Origin of the sequence: Streptomyces sp. NPDC102462 (assembly GCF_044765425.1) — a bacterium.
GTDB lineage: Bacteria > Actinomycetota > Actinomycetes > Streptomycetales > Streptomycetaceae > Streptomyces.
The window spans coordinates 1-15,552 of sequence record NZ_JBIWKB010000028.1 but is presented as its reverse complement, the minus strand read 5'-3'; the positions used below and the strand labels follow the sequence as shown (position 1 = coordinate 15,552).

The 15,552-nt window shown below is 71.4% G+C and carries 18 protein-coding genes and 1 pseudogene; 9 read left to right on the top strand and 10 right to left on the bottom strand.

Translation table 11 applies throughout. The features are described 5' to 3' along the window. Positions 1–42 precede the first annotated feature (42 nt). From ACIRFL_RS23615 to ACIRFL_RS23605, 3 genes are all read right to left on the bottom strand, one after another. A complete protein-coding gene (locus ACIRFL_RS23615; protein WP_404031618.1) occupies positions 43–498 on the bottom strand; it encodes a MarR family winged helix-turn-helix transcriptional regulator in 456 nt (151 codons plus the stop codon). Between the two features lie 76 nt (positions 499–574). Then, entirely contained in the window at positions 575–934 is a 360-nt protein-coding gene (locus ACIRFL_RS23610) for a DUF6204 family protein (RefSeq protein ID WP_404031615.1), read from the bottom strand. Positions 935–1,217: 283 nt separating this feature from the next. Beyond that, on the bottom strand, positions 1,218–2,045 hold the full coding sequence (locus tag ACIRFL_RS23605) for an oxidoreductase (protein ID WP_404031612.1): 828 nt from the start codon (positions 2,043–2,045) through the stop codon (positions 1,218–1,220). Between the two features lie 376 nt (positions 2,046–2,421). Here ACIRFL_RS23605 and ACIRFL_RS23600 point away from each other — a divergent pair, with 376 nt between their 5' ends. After that, a complete protein-coding gene (locus tag ACIRFL_RS23600) occupies positions 2,422–3,000 on the top strand; it encodes a TetR/AcrR family transcriptional regulator (protein WP_404031609.1) in 579 nt (192 codons plus the stop codon). A 419-nt stretch (positions 3,001–3,419) separates the two neighbouring features. Next, entirely contained in the window at positions 3,420–4,637 is a 1,218-nt protein-coding gene (locus tag ACIRFL_RS23595) for a glycoside hydrolase family 3 N-terminal domain-containing protein (protein ID WP_404031605.1), read from the top strand. Positions 4,638–4,664: 27 nt separating this feature from the next. Here ACIRFL_RS23595 and ACIRFL_RS23590 read toward each other — a convergent pair whose 3' ends face one another. Then, positions 4,665–5,549 carry an alpha/beta fold hydrolase gene (locus ACIRFL_RS23590; protein WP_404031602.1) on the bottom strand — a complete coding sequence of 295 codons (885 nt, stop codon included), beginning with the start codon at positions 5,547–5,549 and terminating at the stop codon, positions 4,665–4,667. Between the two features lie 90 nt (positions 5,550–5,639). Between ACIRFL_RS23590 and ACIRFL_RS23585 the strand changes: the two genes are divergently transcribed. Then, a complete protein-coding gene (locus tag ACIRFL_RS23585) occupies positions 5,640–6,152 on the top strand; it encodes a MarR family winged helix-turn-helix transcriptional regulator (RefSeq protein WP_404031600.1) in 513 nt (170 codons plus the stop codon). A 30-nt stretch (positions 6,153–6,182) separates the two neighbouring features. Here the strand turns inward: ACIRFL_RS23585 and ACIRFL_RS23580 are convergent, their stop codons facing one another. Continuing rightward, positions 6,183–6,881 carry an SDR family NAD(P)-dependent oxidoreductase gene (locus tag ACIRFL_RS23580; RefSeq protein ID WP_404031597.1) on the bottom strand — a complete coding sequence of 233 codons (699 nt, stop codon included), beginning with the start codon at positions 6,879–6,881 and terminating at the stop codon, positions 6,183–6,185. A gap of 114 nt (positions 6,882–6,995) precedes the next feature. Here ACIRFL_RS23580 and ACIRFL_RS23575 point away from each other — a divergent pair, with 114 nt between their 5' ends. Beyond that, the gene (locus ACIRFL_RS23575; RefSeq protein WP_404031595.1) at positions 6,996–7,862 is read left to right on the top strand and encodes a helix-turn-helix domain-containing protein; all 867 of its coding nucleotides are present in this window, start codon (positions 6,996–6,998) and stop codon (positions 7,860–7,862) included. Here the strand turns inward: ACIRFL_RS23575 and ACIRFL_RS23570 are convergent. Next, complete coding sequence (locus tag ACIRFL_RS23570; RefSeq protein WP_404031593.1) at positions 7,831–8,058, bottom strand: hypothetical protein; 228 nt, start codon at positions 8,056–8,058, stop codon at positions 7,831–7,833. The genes ACIRFL_RS23575 and ACIRFL_RS23570 overlap by 32 nt on opposite strands. A gap of 91 nt (positions 8,059–8,149) precedes the next feature. Here ACIRFL_RS23570 and ACIRFL_RS23565 point away from each other — a divergent pair, with 91 nt between their 5' ends. After that, entirely contained in the window at positions 8,150–8,935 is a 786-nt protein-coding gene (locus tag ACIRFL_RS23565) for a class I SAM-dependent methyltransferase (RefSeq protein ID WP_404031590.1), read from the top strand. On the opposite strand, the pseudogene tnpA reads toward ACIRFL_RS23565, so the two are convergent. Beyond that, positions 8,921–9,411 (bottom strand): annotated as a pseudogene (gene tnpA / locus ACIRFL_RS23560) (IS200/IS605 family transposase). The gene ACIRFL_RS23565 and the pseudogene tnpA sit on opposite strands and share 15 nt — an antisense overlap. A gap of 26 nt (positions 9,412–9,437) precedes the next feature. Between tnpA and ACIRFL_RS23555 the strand changes: the two are divergent. Together ACIRFL_RS23555 and ACIRFL_RS23550 are read left to right on the top strand one after the other, a co-directional pair. Then, positions 9,438–10,682, top strand: coding sequence for an RNA-guided endonuclease InsQ/TnpB family protein (locus ACIRFL_RS23555; RefSeq protein WP_404031587.1), 1,245 nt, complete (start codon positions 9,438–9,440; stop codon positions 10,680–10,682). Between the two features lie 82 nt (positions 10,683–10,764). Continuing rightward, on the top strand, positions 10,765–11,010 hold the full coding sequence (locus tag ACIRFL_RS23550; protein WP_404031585.1) for a hypothetical protein: 246 nt from the start codon (positions 10,765–10,767) through the stop codon (positions 11,008–11,010). A 381-nt stretch (positions 11,011–11,391) separates the two neighbouring features. Here ACIRFL_RS23550 and ACIRFL_RS23545 read toward each other — a convergent pair whose 3' ends face one another. Then, a complete protein-coding gene (locus ACIRFL_RS23545; protein WP_404031885.1) occupies positions 11,392–11,850 on the bottom strand; it encodes a DUF5709 domain-containing protein in 459 nt (152 codons plus the stop codon). A gap of 449 nt (positions 11,851–12,299) precedes the next feature. Continuing rightward, positions 12,300–13,580 (bottom strand): MFS transporter, encoded by a 1,281-nt coding sequence (locus ACIRFL_RS23540; protein ID WP_404031582.1) that lies wholly within the window; start codon positions 13,578–13,580, stop codon positions 12,300–12,302. A 77-nt stretch (positions 13,581–13,657) separates the two neighbouring features. On the opposite strand from ACIRFL_RS23540, the gene ACIRFL_RS23535 reads away from it, so the two are divergent. Next, the gene (locus ACIRFL_RS23535; RefSeq protein ID WP_404031579.1) at positions 13,658–14,767 is read left to right on the top strand and encodes a LysR family transcriptional regulator; all 1,110 of its coding nucleotides are present in this window, start codon (positions 13,658–13,660) and stop codon (positions 14,765–14,767) included. Here the strand turns inward: ACIRFL_RS23535 and ACIRFL_RS23530 are convergent. Continuing rightward, complete coding sequence (locus ACIRFL_RS23530) at positions 14,727–14,876, bottom strand: hypothetical protein (RefSeq protein ID WP_404031576.1); 150 nt, start codon at positions 14,874–14,876, stop codon at positions 14,727–14,729. The two genes, ACIRFL_RS23535 and ACIRFL_RS23530, sit on opposite strands and share 41 nt — an antisense overlap. 181 nt (positions 14,877–15,057) lie before the next feature. On the opposite strand from ACIRFL_RS23530, the gene ACIRFL_RS23525 reads away from it, so the two are divergent. Beyond that, positions 15,058–15,552 (top strand): class I SAM-dependent methyltransferase (locus tag ACIRFL_RS23525; RefSeq protein ID WP_404031574.1); only part of this gene is annotated, 495 nt, incomplete at its 3' end.

Here is a 15,552-nt window from a genome sequence, read left to right as displayed (position 1 = left end):
GCGGATGCGGCATCCGTCGCAAGACGTACGGGAGTTACGGGGTCACGGGGCGGGGGTGTGCCCGGGCAGGCCGGTGCCGCCGAGACGGGTCAGCAGGACGGACAGCCGGCCGATGTCCTCCTTGCTCCACAGCGGCGCGGCGAAGATCTCGGCGGCGATCTGCTCGGCCGTGGCGAGCATGTCCGTCAGGCGTGCGCGGCCGGTGTCGGTCAGTGCCGCGTACGCCACCCGGCCGTCACGGGCGTCCGTCTCGCGGGTCACCAGTCCGATCCGCTCCAGCGGCGCCAGCCCCCGGGTCACCCCTGAGGCCGTCAGACCCAGCGCATCGGCCAGATCCACCCGGCGCATCCGGCCGCCGGGCGCCTGCCCCAGACGCAGCAGCGTCGTGAAGTCGGCCAGGCTCACTCCGTGCAGTCCTCCCAGGCTCGCGTCGAACCGCTTCACCAGGGCCGTCTGGGCCCTCACAAGACGCAGCGACGCGTCCAGCGCATCACTCATTGCCACCTCCTTGACCACTCAAGCTTAACAGGTGCTTGAGTGGTCAAGGATTTCGGCTGAGGGTGCGGCTGAAGGATCAGGCGTTCTTCTGGGCTGCTGCGCGGCGCTGCCGTTTGCCCAGCGGCGCCTGGGACAGGTCCTCGGCCTGGGACCGCAGGTTCTTGTAGCCGTAGCCGCGCTCGGTCAGCCACGCCTTCGCCGCCTCCTCGGCGCGTTCGGACGCCTCCAGGATGTCCTCCTCTTCCTCCCCGGAATCCAGGAACCGGAAGGTGAAGGCGGAGCGCGCCGCCAGGTCGTAACTGAGGTGCCCCTCGGGCGTGAAGGCCGCGCGCAGGACGTCGTGCTCGGCGGCGTGGGCCAGCAGTTCGCTCCGCTGTTCGGCGCTGAGGCTGTCGAAGACACCGCGGACGGTGATCCGGAAAGTACGGGTACTCATCCCGCGACCCTAACCAGCGAGATCGGCGGACTCCACCGTGTTTCCGGTGGGAACGAGGCGTTTCCGCGGGAACGAGGCGGCACCGGCGGGCGGGGCCCGCCCGGAGCCATGTGTGCCCCTGTGCGGCAGCGGGCCACCGACACTACCCGCCGCTCCTCGCACGCGACGTACGCGGCGAGCCAGGGGGCCCGCATGCCCGCGCGGACTCCCCGTCGTCGCCCGGTACTTCGAACCGGCCCGGGAAAACCCCGGCCGCGGTGACGGCGTACCGTCGCCCGGGGAATCAGATGCCGGTGGAGAGCGCTACGTGTCGCCATGTGTCGAGTTCACGTCGCACCAGGTCCAGCTTCGCCTCGACGCGCTCGACCGCGTCCGCACCCAACTGCAGACGCAGCGGGGGCTCGGCGACCTCGGTGACGTCCACGACGGCCTTGGCCGCCTTCGCCGGATCTCCCGGCTGGCGGCCGTCGTTCCCGGCCAGCGCCTCGCGCACCGGTCCCGCGCCGGCGCCGTAGTCCACTATGGAGGCCGGTTCGACCCGGATGCTGGAGCCGTTGAGGAAGTCGGTGCGAAACCCGCCCGGTTCCACGATCGTGACGCGGACGCCGAGCGGCGCCAACTCGCCGTGCAGCGCCTCGGAGATGCCCTCAAGGGCGAACTTCGACGCGCCGTACAGGCCCACGGCAGGAGCGGTGGCGAAGCCGCCCACGGAGCCGATGTTCACGACGTGTCCGGAGCGCTGGGCACGCAGCGTCGGCAGGGTCGCCCGCAATGTGTTGAGCACGCCGAACACGTTGACGTCGAACAGGTCCCGGGCGGCCTTGTCGGACACCTCCTCGACCGCGCCCACCAGGCCGTAACCGGCGTTGTTGACCACGATGTCGATCCGGCCGAACTTCGCAAGACCGGCCTCCACGGCGGCCGTCAACTGCGCCGGTTCGGTCACGTCCGCCTCCACCGCCAGCAACCCGTCCGGCTGTTCCGGGTGTGCCCGGAGCACCGCCGACACGTTTCTCGCCGTGGCGATCACACTGTGCCCTCGGTCCAGCGCCTCGCGAGTGATCTCCGCGCCGAGCCCACGCGATGCACCGGTGACAAACCAAACGCTCATGTTCTCCCACATTCCGTTTCCGTCGCCCGATCGGCAACGGCTCGACGTTAGGACTTGGAGTCCACTCCAGATCAAGGGCTGGGTAGCGGGGGCCCACCGCCGTCGCGCTCACGGCGGCCCGCTCACCGGCCACCGGTCGGCAGGCCGGCGAAACCGCCCGTGCCCCGATGCGGCCGTGCTGCGGATCCCGCGCCGGGCCAGGCCCATGACCGCCGTGACCGCGCGACCGCGGCCTCCGACCGGCCTGTCGGTCGGGCATTAGGGCGGCCTCGGTGGAGGCGCGGCACGGCACCCAGGGCGTGCCCGAGACGGTGAAGCGCAGGGAAGGGCTCCCGCAAGTGATGGGACAAGAGTCCCGTCACCTATGATGGCGGCCATGGGCCGATGGGAACCAGGAGCACGGGAACGCCTCGTCGTGGCGGCCGTCGACCTGTTCACCGAGCAGGGGTACGACGCCACGACGGTCGCGCAGATCGCCGAGCGCGCCGGGGTCACCAAGAGCACCTTCTTCCGGCACTTCCCCGACAAGCGCGAGCTGCTGGTGGCCGGGCAGGAGACGCTGGGCCGGCTGCTGGCCGAGGGGATCGCCGAGGCGCCCGGCGACGCAGGTCCGATGGAGGCGGTCGCCGCCGGCCTTGAGCGTGCCTCGACCGCGATGGGCCCCGTGAGCCGCGAGCTCGCCCCTCGCCTGAAGGCGGCCGTCGCCGCCAGTACCGAACTTCAGGAGCGCGACGCGCTCAAGAGCGTCAGCCTGGCTGCCGCGATGACAACCGCCCTCGTCGCCCGCGGCGTGCCCGATCCCCTCGCGGCGCTCGCGGGCGAGCTGGGCGTCCTCGCCTTCAAACGGGGGTACGCCGCATGGTCCGAGGGCGACCGTGACGCCAAGGACGAACTCGCCGGGCACGTCCTGGCAGCCCTGGACGAGCTGCGGGCGGCGAGCGCATCGCTGGGCTGACCGGACCGTTACCGGCAGGGCCTGCTGCTGCGGCCTGTCACCCGCCGCCGTCGCACTGCGGCCGGGCCGGACCACCGCGGAGGTGCCCGCAGGCCGCCCGACGGGCCGGGGCACCGGCCTGCGCGGCCGGGGGGCCACCTGCGCCCCCGCCGACTCCGGCACCGTACTCCCGGGCCGGCCGCCTGCGCGGCTCCGCACCCACCCGTCCCCGGCCACGCGTCGGACGCCTCCGTGATCGGCCCGGGAGGGCGGGCGCATCCGGTGGGCCCTCGGGCCGTCCGCGCCGCGTACAGCGCGCGCACGGCACCCGTTCGGCGTAGCGTGTGGGACCGCGGCGCGCGCACGGCGTACGGTCCGCCGCCGGACGACGGCTCGCCGGTCCACCACGGTCAGCACCCTCCATGAGTCAGGAGCGCACCATGGCCATACCCGTCCGACAGCGCACCGGTGGCCGTGCCACCGCCCGGCGCACCGGCGTGGGGCTCGTCACCACCCTGCTCGCCGCGAGCGTGTGCACCACGTCGGCGGCGGCCGAGGGCGCAGGGCACACGTCCGGCTCCGCCGCCCCGGCCATCTCGGCGGCCACCACCTGCGCCGACCGGGTCTACACGGCGATGACCCAGGCGCAGCGCGTGGGGCAACTGTTCATGGGCGGCGTCGATGCCACCCGCCCCAGCGCCACGGACCTGCGCACCCTGCGCACCTACCACGTGGGGTCCGTCATGCTGACCGGGCGCAGCACCGCCGGGACCGTGGCCACGAAGAAGGTGGTCGACGGGGTGCGCGGGCAGGCGGACACGGTCGCCGGGCGACGGGTCGGGATGATCGTGTCGACCGACCAGGAAGGCGGCCAGGTCCAGGTGCTCAACGGCCCCGGCTTCTCGGCCATGCCCGCCGCCCTCACCCAGGGCACCTGGAGCACCACGACGCTGCGCGACCGCGCCGCGGGATGGGCGCGGCAGCTCAAGGCGGCCGGTCTCGACCTGAATCTCGCCCCGGTCGCCGACGTGGTGCCCGCGAGCCTCGGCACCCGCAACGCCCCCATCGGCCGCTACCACCGCGAGTACGGCCACACGCCCGCCACCGTGACCTCGCACAGCGGCGCCTTCGCCGCCGGGTTCCGCAAGGCCGGGGTCATGACCTCCGTCAAGCACTTCCCCGGTCTCGGCCAGGTGATCGGCAACACGGACACCACGGCGAACGTCGTCGACTCGGTGACGACCGCCTCCAGTTCGAGCCTCACGCCGTTCCGCAGCGGGATCGAGGCCGGGTCGCCGTTCGTGATGGTCTCCCTGGCGAAGTACACCAAGATCGACGCGAGGCATCTGGCGGTGTTCTCCCCGACGGTCATCGGTTCGCTGCTGCGCGGCCGGTTCGGTTTCCAGGGCGTGGTCATCTCCGACGACCTCGGCAGGGCCGTCGCGGTCCGTTCCTACACCCCGGCCCAGCGGGCGGTGGATTTCCTCAACGCCGGCGGTGACATGATCCTCACGGTCCAGCCGTCCACCGTGCCGGCGATGGCGCGGGCGATCCAGTCCCGGATGACGACGGACGCCGCCTTCCGCGCCAAGGTGTCCGCCTCCGTGCACCGGATCCTCACGGCCAAGGCCGCCGCCGGCCGCCTCAGCTGCGGCTGAGCGGGCCGCAGGCGTCGCCATGGAGCGCTATTGCGGGCTGTCGATCTTCTCGTAGAAGGCGAGGAGGGCGTCCGCGAGGCGGTCGGGTGCCTCGATGGCCGCGTAGTGCCCGATGCCGTCGAGTGACACGTCGGTCACGTCCGTGGCGACCTGTCGCAATGTCGCGGACGTGAACGCTCCTGAGCCGCCCCCGACGGCGAGCACTGGCATGCCGAGCTTCCGGGCCGCCAGTTCGTGGATCTCGTCGCCTTCCGTGAGCATCGAGCGGTAGAGCCCGGAGGCGCCCCTGAAGGCGTCCGGCCGCGTGTAGCAGCGGGTGAACTCGTCGATGTCGTCCTCCGTGAACGCGTCAGGGGCGGCGCTGAGGGAGGGCAGCGCGTACTCGGCGATGAAGGCGCGCTCCCGTCCCGTGAGAAGCATCTCCGGGATCCCGGGGGCGGCGAGGACGCCGATGTGCCAGGCCCCGCCATGGGTCACGTCGGCGAGCGTTTCGAGACCGAATCCGGGCAGGCCCGTCTCGATCGCCACGTAGCTTCGGACGAGTTCGGGGTGGGTGGCCGCCACGCGGAACGTCGTGGGGCCGCTGATGTCCTGGCCCGTCAGATGGACGGGGCCCAGGTCCCAGCGCGCGATGAGTTCGCTCAGGTCCCGCGCCGCGGTCGCGCTGTCGTGCTCCGCCCCGGCGGTGGCGGAGTCGCCGAAGCCGCGGAGGTCGACGGCGAACACGCGGTGCCGCACGCTCAGCAGGGGGATCAGCTTGTGGAACACCCACCAGGTCTCCGGGAAGCCGTGCACCAGCAGCACGGGGGGTCCGGCTGTTCCCGCGGAGACGTAGTGAAGCTCGGTGCCGTTCGCGCTGACGCGGTGGTGGTCGACGCCGGGGACGGTGGCTCCGCCGGGACTGACGTTCATGGCTCTTCTCCGCTCATTGGACAACCTGGTTGTCCAACCTACGACTAGACAACCATGTTGTCCATCTCGTCACTCCCGTATGATCCGCCCATGGCCCACTCTCCAGGAGCCGAGCTGGCACTGCTCCTGCTCGGCGGCTTCCACTCGATGGCGGACGAGGTGATCGCCGAACTGGCGAACCGCGGCCACGAAGGCGTCCGCCCGGTCCATGAGTTCGCCCTGCGGACCATTGACGCGGGAGCGGACACCGCCTCGGAGCTGGGCCGCCGGCTGTCGGTCTCCAAACAGGCCGCCGCGAAGACGATCGCCGCGCTGCAGCAGCTCGGATACGTCGTCCGGGAAACCGACCCGGAGGACGCACGCCGCAAACGGGTGCGGGTGACACCGCGTGGCCACGACATGATGACCCTCGGCGGGGCGCTCTTCGACGAGGTGCGCGACCGCTGGGCCGCGCAGATCGGGGACCGGCAACTCGACGCCCTGCAAGCCCAGTTGGCCCGGCTCGCCGAGCGCCGGCCCGTGCGCGCCGACGATCTGACGCGATTCGACGACAGCCTCCCCGAGGACAACCGGGTGTCCGCAGCCGATCAGAACGCACACTGATCAGATCGACCGAGCGTCGCATGACCGGTTTCAGGACCAGGCGATCTCGCCATGGCGGGAGACGAAGCGTCCGCTGCCGGCGCCGGGCTTCTCGGTGGCGAGGGCGACGATCGCGTCCGTGCCCTCGGTGACGGTCTGCGGGCCGCTGTGACCGTTGAGGTCGGTCGCGGTGTAACCGGGGTCGGCAGCGTTGACGCGGATGTCCTTGAGCCCCTTCGCGTACTGCGTGGTCAACATCGTCAGCGCCGCCTTCGAGGAGGTGTACAACGGCGCGATCACACGTGACTCGGGCCGGGTGGGGTCGTGGGTGAGGGCGAGGGACCCCATGCCGCTGCTGACATTGACGATCACGGGATCGTCCGAGCGGCGCAGCAGCGGCAGGAACGCGGTGGTGGTGCGGACGACGCCGATGACATTGGTGTCGAAGACGGCGCGGGCGTCCGCGGCGGTGAGACCGCTGGGATCGCCGGCGGGACCGTGCACACCGGCGTTGTTGATCAGGACGTCGATCCTGCCCTCGTGTTCGGCGACGTCCGCGGCCGCGGCGGCCACGGACGCGTCGTCGGTCACGTCGATCGGGACGTAGCGTGCGCCGAGGGCGACGGCGGCCTCCTCGCCCTGCTCGCGGTTGCGTGCCCCGACGAGTACGGTGTGGCCGCACTCGATCAGACGGCGGGCGGTCTCGCGGCCGAGCCCCTTGTTGGCTCCGGTGATGAAGGTGATCGTCATGCCTTCGATACTGGTCCCGGCCGGGGAGGCGGACCAGGGAAGCTGTGACGGTAGGAAGACCAGTACCACCCTCGCGCCCGCACGTGTGACCGGGGATGCGGGAGGATGGAGATCATGTCGACGACTCCCGGCACCGGACTGGGCGCGATGATCCGCACATGGCGGGACCGGCTGCCCCCGGCGGCCGCCGCGCTGCCGGTGGCCCGCGGGCGCCGGGCGGCCGGGCTGCGGCGGGAAGAACTGGCCGACCTGGCCGGGGTGTCGGTGGACTACATCGTGCGCCTGGAACAGGGGCGGGCCACGACACCCTCGGCGTCGGTGGTGGCGTCCCTGGCGCGCGCCCTGCAACTGTCCACGGCCGAGCGGGACCACCTGTACCGGCTGGCCCGGCTCGTACCGCCGGCGGACGGCACGGTCCCCGACCATCTGCCGCCCGGCGTCCAGCGGGTGCTCGCCCGCCTCGGGGACGTGGCGGTCGCCGTGTTCGCGGCGGACTGGCAACTGGTGTGGTGGAACCGTGGGTGGGCCGCCCTGCTGGGCGACCCCTCCGCCTCGCCACCACGGCTGCGCAACTTCGCCCGCGACAGGTTCCCGGTCGGCGCCGGCCCCGCCCGCCTCGCACTGTGGCCGGTGACCGAAGCGGACCGCGACGCCACCGACGCCGCCGTCGTCTCCGACCTGCGCCGCGCCACCGGCCGCTTCACCCAGGACCGCCGCCTGACCGCACTGATCCGCGATCTGACCGCGGGCAACCAGAGGTTCGCCGAGCTGTGGGCGACCGGGGAGGTGGCCGCGCACCGCGAGGACCACAAGACGATCGACCATCCGTCGGTGGGCCCGGTCACGGTGGACTGCGACGTCCTGACCGACCTCGACAGCGAACTGAAGATCGTCATCATGACGGCCGCGCCCGGCAGCGAGGACGAGACCAAACTCCGACTCACCACCCTCACCGCCCCACCGACCCCCACACCCAACTGACCCGGTCGGCGGCACAGATCGGGCCCGACAACTGGACGCCTTCCAGGTCGATTTGGCCCAGCTCGCCGAGTGCCGGCCCGTGCGGGTCGGCGATCTGGCACGCTTCGACGACGGTCTCGGCGGGGAGGGCCGGGTCGCCCCACTCGACCAGAACACACAGTGACCAGAGCGCCCCGAGCCGTGCGCCGACCGTCAAACCAGTGGCGTACCCGTGGGCGAGACTCATAGCTTGTGCGCTTGTGACTGATGATCCCCAGATGCGCCCGAACCGACGTGACCTTGGTCAGGTGTTCAACGAGGTGCCGGAGCTCTACGACCGGGTCCGGCCGGGATACCCCGACGAGTTGTTCACGGACCTTGTCACCGTCACCGGCATGCACGAAGGGTCGTCGGTGCTGGAGGCGGGCTGCGGTACCGGTCAGGCGACGCGCTCGCTGGCAGCGCTGGGATGCTCAGTGACCGCCGTCGAGCCGGGCGTGGACATGGCCGCACTCGCTCGCCGGCGGCTCGCCGGCTTCGGCAACGTCGAAGTCGAGACGTCGACGTTCGAGGAGTGGGACGACCGCGGTCGACGCTTCGATGTCCTCGTGGCTGCGTCGTCGTGGCACTGGGTCGACCCGTCGATCGGCTGGCGACGAGCACACGACGTGCTCCGCCGCGGAGGCTGGATGGCGCTGCTCGGCAACGTCGTTGTCCGCCGACAGGGAGAGCCGGAGGTGTACGCCGAGACCGCCGATCTCCACGAGCGATTCTGCCCCGGGAACCCCGATTGGGGTCATCCTCCCCTGGAGGACGACGTGCGCACCACCGACGAGGGCTGGGGACTGGTCGACGACCCCGGAGGACTGTTCGGCCCGACGATCGTGCGCTGGTACCCGACCGTCCAGTGGTTCAGCGGGGACGGCTTTGCCGATCACCTTCGCTCGTTGTCGCTGTACCGGAGGCTCGACCGCGACGTCCGTGAGCCTCTGCTCGACGCCGTCGCCGAGCGCATCCGTACGCGGATGGGCGACCGGGCATCCCGCCGTTACCGGGTTCCTTGCAGAAAGGCCCGGCGTTCACGCCGGGGATGAATGCATCTCAAGATTGCTCTGACGTGCTCTTTTGGAGCGGACGTTTTGCTGCTCGATGTATTGGCGGACGATCGCCAACGGTGCTCCGCCGCACGATGCGGAGAAAGACGAGGGCGACCACAGGTGCCGGTGCATGATGGCGCGGTTGATCCGGCCGGTGAACTCTCCCCCAGCCTTCGGCCGGGTGGTGTCCCCAGCCGTATCCGGCGGGCGGAAACGCCCTTGAGGCTGTTGACCAGCTTCGAGACGGCGACCTTGGGCGGGTAGTGCACCAGGAGGTGGACGTGATCGCGTTCGCCGTTGAACTCCTTCAGCTCCGCTTCGAAGTCCTCGCAGACCTTGCGCATGATCTCTTCGCAGCGCGTGAGCATCTCGTCGTTGAACACCCCGCGCCGGTACTTCGTCACGAAGACCAAGTGCACATGCATCGCTGAAACAACGTGTCTGCCACGCCTGTAGTCATTCTCTCCATCCATGAGACCAATCGTAGTAGGATCTTGGTGTGCAGCTCCGCTACAACTACCGGGCCTACCCGGACGCCTCCCAGCGCCGTGCGCTGGCGAGTGCGTTCGGGTGCGCCCGGGTGGTGTGGAACGACTGCCTGCGCGACCGGAAGGAAGCACACGCGGCGGGGCTGCCGTACGTGACGTCGGCCGAGCTGTCCCGGCTGCGTATCACCCAGGCCAAGCGCACCGAGGAACGCGCCTGGCTCGCCGACGTGTCGGCGGTTGTCCTGCAGCAGTCCCTGCGGGACCTGGATGCCGCCTACAAGAACTTCTTCGACAGTCTCAAGGGCAAGCGGCAGGGCCGCAGGGCGGGCCCTCCCCGGTTCAAGTCGAAGAAGGACACCCGGCAGTCCATCCGCCTCAACACCAACGCCTTCCGCATCCAGGACGACGGCACGGTGTACGTGGCCAAGGTCGGCAACCTCAAGGTCACGTGGTCCCGCCGGCTTCCGGCAGCCCCGACTTCTCTCACCGTCGTCAAAGACAGCTCCGGCCGGTACTTCCTCAGCTTCGTCGTGGACACCGAGCCTGACATCCTCCCCGAGGCGGAGACCGAAGCCGGGATCGACCTCGGCCTGTCCGCCTTCGCCGTCCTGTCCGACGGCAGCAAGATCGACAGCCCCCGCTTCCTGCGCCGGGCCGAGAAGAAGCTCAGGCGCCTTCAGCGGGAGCTGTCCCGCAAGCAGAAGGGGTCGAAGAACCGGGCCAAGGCCTGCATCAAGGTCGCACTCCAGCACGCCAAGGTCGCCGACCGGCGCCGGGACTGGCACCACAAGGCATCCACACAGATCATTCGCGACAGCCAAGCGGTGTACGTGGAAGACCTCGCGGTGTCCGGTCTCGGCCGTACCCGGCTCGCCAAGTCCGTGCATGACGCGGGATGGTCCGCGTTCGTCCGGATGCTGGAGTACAAGGCGATCAAGCACGGCCGCACCTTCGCCAAGGTGGACCGGGCCTTCCCGTCCTCCCAGGTCTGCTCCGCCTGCGGTTTCCGGGACGGTCCCAAGCCCCTGCACGTCCGGCAGTGGACGTGCGGCGCGTGCGGCACAGTGCACGACCGCGACCACAACGCAGCCCGCAACGTCCTCTTCGAAGGACGCCGTATCGTCGCCGCCGGACGGGCGGAGACGCCAAACGCCTGTGGAGCGCCGGTAAGACGGGCACACGTGCCCGCACAGCGCGGTGAAGCAGGAAGCCCCCGGAAGGGTCAGACGACCCAGGCCGGAATCCCCGGACTTTAGGCCAGGGAGCACGTCAACTGAGCGTCCTCCGCGTGGCCGTGGCCGGCGCGCCGGGTGAGCCCAATGGTGAAGGACCTCCGACGTGGCGGAGGCGCATGCCCGCTCGCGCGACTACGCGAAGACGGTCGAGGTCTTGCAGGGCATTCGCGCGGACGCTCCGCAGTGGCTGCCGAATCAGCGCTACGCGCGCGACATCTTCAGCCGCGTGATCGAACGTCGGCGAACGCTCACGCCTGAGATGCGGGACCTCGCCAACGCGCTCGGAAGCCCGCGTGACCTTGAGAGACAGCCGTCCCTGAGCGCGGAGAACTGGTCTACGACTCGGTGAAGCGCAAGGTCGGGGAGTACCAGGACACGGTCGGCCGGCCCTTGTCCGCCCGGCCACTCCTGCCGAGCGGCTCAGCGCGGGTGTGAAGCGTGTCAACGCGCGCAGCAGGGGTGAGGCGCTGTGAGCGCGCCGGTTCGCCGTGCGGAAGCCCTTGAGGCGAGGGAGGCAATGAGGTCTTCGTACCGGCCTGCGTGTCCCGTGGCGTGTCCGTCAGTTCGGTGTGCGGCGGCCGGTATTCGGAGGGTTGGCCGCCGTGAGCCGGTTCAGAAGGCCGCGGCGGTCTGGACGCCCGGGCGTCGTCGAGCGGCGCCCTCGGCGCGGGGCCGGGCACGCGGTCCCCGGCCCCGGGTGCCCGGTCGTCGGCGTACGTCCGTGTGCGGGTCAGCCTTCGGGGTAGGTGTCCGGGTCGCCGACCACATGCATGGCGGCCTCCTCGGCCGACGCTCCGGCGCCGTCCAGGCCCACGTCGGAGGCGACCAGGTCGGACAGGGTGTTCTCCCGGGTCCCCTCGTCCGGCGCGAGGAGCCGTCCTGCGCGTTCGTCGCCGACCTCGGCGTCGATGAGTTCGCCGTCCGTGTCCCAGGCGTCCCCGACCCCGTCCCCGGGCGGGACCGCGATGTCCGGGACCTCTTCGGCCAGGCGCTCGTCCAGGCTCTCGCCGTGCAGCCGCTCGGCCGCCGTGACGCCGCTGTGCTGCACGCCCCACGGCCGCTCCGGAGGGGAGTAGCCCTCATCGAGGGCGTCCTCGCCGGCCCGGTAGTCCAGGGTGTCCGAGGCGTCCAGCAGCCCGGCATCGTCCTGCACCTCGGAACCGTCCGGCTGGTAGACGTCGTCGCCCATCGCCTCGTTGCTCAACTGCCCTCCCGGTACCCGTCGAGAACCGCGCACCGCTGTGGCCGCCCGCCCCCGTCTCCTCGAAGCCGCCGGCCTCCGTGGGCGACGGCGAGGCCCACAGCCTAACCGGGGCACCGGCCGTCCGCTCCACAGGCCCGTATCGCGCAGGCGCGGATCGGCCCGTCCGTGGGGTCGAACGCATCCGGCGTTCTCCGCTGGTCACCACCCCGTACGACCTCGACGGCCCCCTCCCGCAGCACCCGGTACGGTCCCGCGACGGCCCCGACGCCCGGCATCGCTCGTACGGCATGCGCATACGGGAACGGCCTTTCTGCGCCGGGGTTTTCACGCACCGGGGCCGGGGTCTGCGCAAGCGGCTCCGGCCTCGCCACGAGGATCATGGCGAGGCCGGAGCGGGCACCCGGTCAGCGAGTGGCCGGTCGGCGAGTGGCCGGTCAGCGGGCGCCCGGGCGGCGGCGGGCCAGCAGGGCGACGGCGGTGAGCAGGACGAGCAGGATGCCGGCGAACCAGGTCATGACCGTGACGGCGGAGAAGCCGAGGGTGGCCACGCCGATGCCGATCGCCGGAAGGGTCAGCCCGAGGTAGGCGATCAGGAACAGACCGGCCAGGGCCTCGCCGCGCTTGTCCGGCGCCGAGAGGGCGGCCACGGTGCCGAGGGCGGCCTTGAAGAGCACGCCCGCCCCGATGCCGGCGACCACACCGCCGACGAGGAAGGCGGCCAGGTTCGCGGTGTGCATGCCGGTGACCAGGGTCACCACGCCGACCGCCTGGGCCAGCAGCCCGAGCCGGCGCTTGGCCGGGGTGGACAGCCGGGCGGTCAGGCCCTGCGCGGTGGCGGCGCCGCCGAACACCACGAAGACGATCACTCCGGCCAGTGCGCGGGAGGGGTGGTGCAGGGCGCCGGCCACGAACCCCGGGGCGACGGAGGTGAACAGGCCGAAGACCGCGAAGGAGGCGAACGCGCCCGCGGCGGCGGCGAGGTAGCCGGTCCGGTCGCCGTGGTCGATGCTGATGCGCTGCGGGCGGTAGGCGGGCCGGGCGAACCGCTCCTCGACCGTCTCCGGGGTCAGGGCGACGGCGACCAGGCCGAGCACCAGCAGCGCGGCGAAGACGAGGTACGGGGTGCGCAGCGGTACGGCGACCCACTGGGCGAGGAACCCGGCGACGAGGGGCCCGACGCCGAGGCCGCCGATGTTCGCGCCGGTCGACACCAGCTCGAAGCGGTGCATCGACGCGCCCGGCCGGTGTGCGGCGTGCAGTTCCTGGAGGTGCGCCGTGGCCGTGGCGGTGATCATGCCGACGCCCAGGCCGGTGATGAACCGGGCGATCAGCAGCACCGGCAGCGAGGTGCCGGTGAGGAAGAGGACCGCGGCGACCAGTTCCAGCGAGATCGCCGGTACGAGGACCTTCTTGCGGCCGACCCAGTCCGAGATGTGGCCGGCCAGCAGCAGGCTGACCACCACGCCGACGGCGTAGGCGGCGAAGACGACGGTGACCATGAAGGTGGAGAACCCGTCGCGGGCCATGTAGAGCGGGTACAGCGGGGTGGGGACGGTGGAGAAGGCCATCGCCGTCAGGAAGGCGTAGGCGATGAGGACGAAGCCGACGCCGTGCCGCCGGGTGCCGACGGTGTGCCGGGCGCCGGTGCGGTGCCGCATGGCCGTGCGCCGGCCCGCGGTGGCGGGTGCGTGCGTGGCGGACGCTGTGGGTGCCATGGGAACCTCCGAGACGAAGGAGTAGATGAACGTTTAACAGTGTCGCGGTCTCGGATCATCGCGTCCAACGAAACTTCGTGACAGTGACCATCTCGCTGGGAGATAGTTGGTCCATGGAACTGCGCCAGCTCGAATACTTCGTCGCCGTCGCCGAGGAGAAGAACTTCACCCGCGCCGCCGCCCGGCTGCACATCGTCCAGTCCGCCGTCTCCGCCACCGTCAAGGCCCTGGAACGCGAACTGGGCACCCCCCTGCTGGACCGCAACTCCAAGCGGGTGCTGCTCACCGACGCCGGTGCCGCCCTGCTGCCGCGCGCCCGCGCCACCCTGGACGCCGCCCGCGACGCCGCCGACGCGGTCGCCGAGGTCCGCGGCGGACTGCGCGGCACACTCAGGGTGGGCACGATGACCTCGATCCGGCTCATCGACCTCCCCGCGCTGCTCGGCGAGTTCCACCGGCGCCACCCCGGCGTACTGCTCCAGACCACCGCCGGGCCCTCCGGCTCCCAGGGCCTGGTCGACGCCCTGCTGGAACGGCGCCTGGACCTCGCCTTCGTCTCCCTGCCCGGCCCCCGTCCCCCCGGCCTCACCCTGATCGACCTGGCCTCCTCGGTGCTCGACCTCGTCGTCCCCACCGGCCATCCGCTGGCGCGGCGGGAGAGCGTGCGGATCGCCGAACTGGCCGGCCTGGACTTCGTCGACTCCCCGGTGGGCTACGGCAACCGGGCGGTCGTGGACCGCGCGTTCGCCGTCGCCTCCGTGCCCCGCCGTGTCGCCGTGGAGATCACCGATGTCGGCACCGGCGTGGACTACGTACGCAACGGACTGGGCGTGGCCCTGCTGCCCCGCTTCTTCCTGGCCGACGCGCCCGGCGTCGTCACCCTGACCCGTCGAGGACGCGGACCTGCGCTGGCCGCTGTCACTTGCCGTACCGGCCGACCGCGGTCCCGGCGCCGCGGCCCGCGCCATGATCGCCCTGGCCCGCGAATTCCTTTCCTGACCGGCGCCGATACCCCGCCGGGGAGTGCGCTGCCGAGCGGCCACCACGGCACCCTTCCGGTCGGGCTGCGCCTCTGCCCGGGGTCAGCCGGATCGCGCCGGGCTTCCGCTCGGCGAAGTCCTGGGGCAGGTCGTCGTCCGGGTTGCGTCACCTGTCGGCCCCGACGGCCCAGATCTCCTTGCATTTGAGCTGGTCGCGCAGGGCCTGGAAGGCGACGACCTCGTAGACCATGCGCACCACCCGGCATCGGCCCCGCTTGTCGGTGCGGTAGACGACCTCGGCCCGGTCCCCGGCCATGGCCTTGTGCGCCGGTACCGTCTCATTCAGCGGTGATACGTGGTGTTGCCCGCCGCCGCGTACCGGCCCAGCAGGGCCCGTCCGGCGGATCATGGGCCGAGCCAGGGCCGGACCGAGGCGAGGGTCGGTCAGTGCCCTAATTGTGTTGACCGCCCCGGGCAGGCAGTGCTGGAGTCGGCACGTGGACAGCATCCCCGCCAACCGGCGGCTCTGGAACCGGATCAGCAGCGCCTACCAGCACGAGCACGACCCGCAGATCGGCGCCGCACCCCGGCTGTGGGGCATGTACTCCATCCCCGACGCGCACCTGCACGCCCTGGGCGATGTCACCGGCAAGCGCGTCCTCGAACTCGGCTGCGGCGCCGGCCAGTGGTCCAGGGCGCTCGCCGCCGAGGGCGCCACCGTGGTCGGGCTCGACCTGTCCGAAGCCCAGCTCGCCGCAGCGGCCCGCGCGATGGGAGCGGCCCGCTATCCGCTGGTGCAGGGCGCCGCCGAACAGCTTCCCTTCGCCGCCGACAGCTTCGACCTGGTGTTCTGCGACTTCGGTGGGCTCAGCTGGGCGCCCCCGCACCTGGCCGTCCCGCAGGCCGCACGCGTCCTGGGCCGGGGCGGGCGCCTGGTGTTCAACGTCGCCAGCCCATGGTTCGAAGCCTGCTACGACGAAGCCGCCGCCCGC

Coding starts and splice junctions, on each gene's coding strand:
- ACIRFL_RS23540 (WP_404031582.1), bottom strand. CDS start 13,580: ATGGCACCCACAGCGTCCGCCACGCACGCACCCGCCACCGCGGGCCGG.
- ACIRFL_RS23600 (WP_404031609.1), top strand. CDS start 2,422: ATGGGCCGATGGGAACCAGGAGCACGGGAACGCCTCGTCGTGGCGGCC.
- ACIRFL_RS23615 (WP_404031618.1), bottom strand. CDS start 498: ATGAGTGATGCGCTGGACGCGTCGCTGCGTCTTGTGAGGGCCCAGACG.
- ACIRFL_RS23610 (WP_404031615.1), bottom strand. CDS start 934: ATGAGTACCCGTACTTTCCGGATCACCGTCCGCGGTGTCTTCGACAGC.
- ACIRFL_RS23575 (WP_404031595.1), top strand. CDS start 6,996: ATGTCGACGACTCCCGGCACCGGACTGGGCGCGATGATCCGCACATGG.
- ACIRFL_RS23585 (WP_404031600.1), top strand. CDS start 5,640: ATGGCCCACTCTCCAGGAGCCGAGCTGGCACTGCTCCTGCTCGGCGGC.
- ACIRFL_RS23530 (WP_404031576.1), bottom strand. CDS start 14,876: ATGGCCGGGGACCGGGCCGAGGTCGTCTACCGCACCGACAAGCGGGGC.
- ACIRFL_RS23605 (WP_404031612.1), bottom strand. CDS start 2,045: ATGAGCGTTTGGTTTGTCACCGGTGCATCGCGTGGGCTCGGCGCGGAG.
- ACIRFL_RS23580 (WP_404031597.1), bottom strand. CDS start 6,881: ATGACGATCACCTTCATCACCGGAGCCAACAAGGGGCTCGGCCGCGAG.
- ACIRFL_RS23590 (WP_404031602.1), bottom strand. CDS start 5,549: ATGAACGTCAGTCCCGGCGGAGCCACCGTCCCCGGCGTCGACCACCAC.
- ACIRFL_RS23595 (WP_404031605.1), top strand. CDS start 3,420: ATGGCCATACCCGTCCGACAGCGCACCGGTGGCCGTGCCACCGCCCGG.
- ACIRFL_RS23545 (WP_404031885.1), bottom strand. CDS start 11,850: ATGGGCGACGACGTCTACCAGCCGGACGGTTCCGAGGTGCAGGACGAT.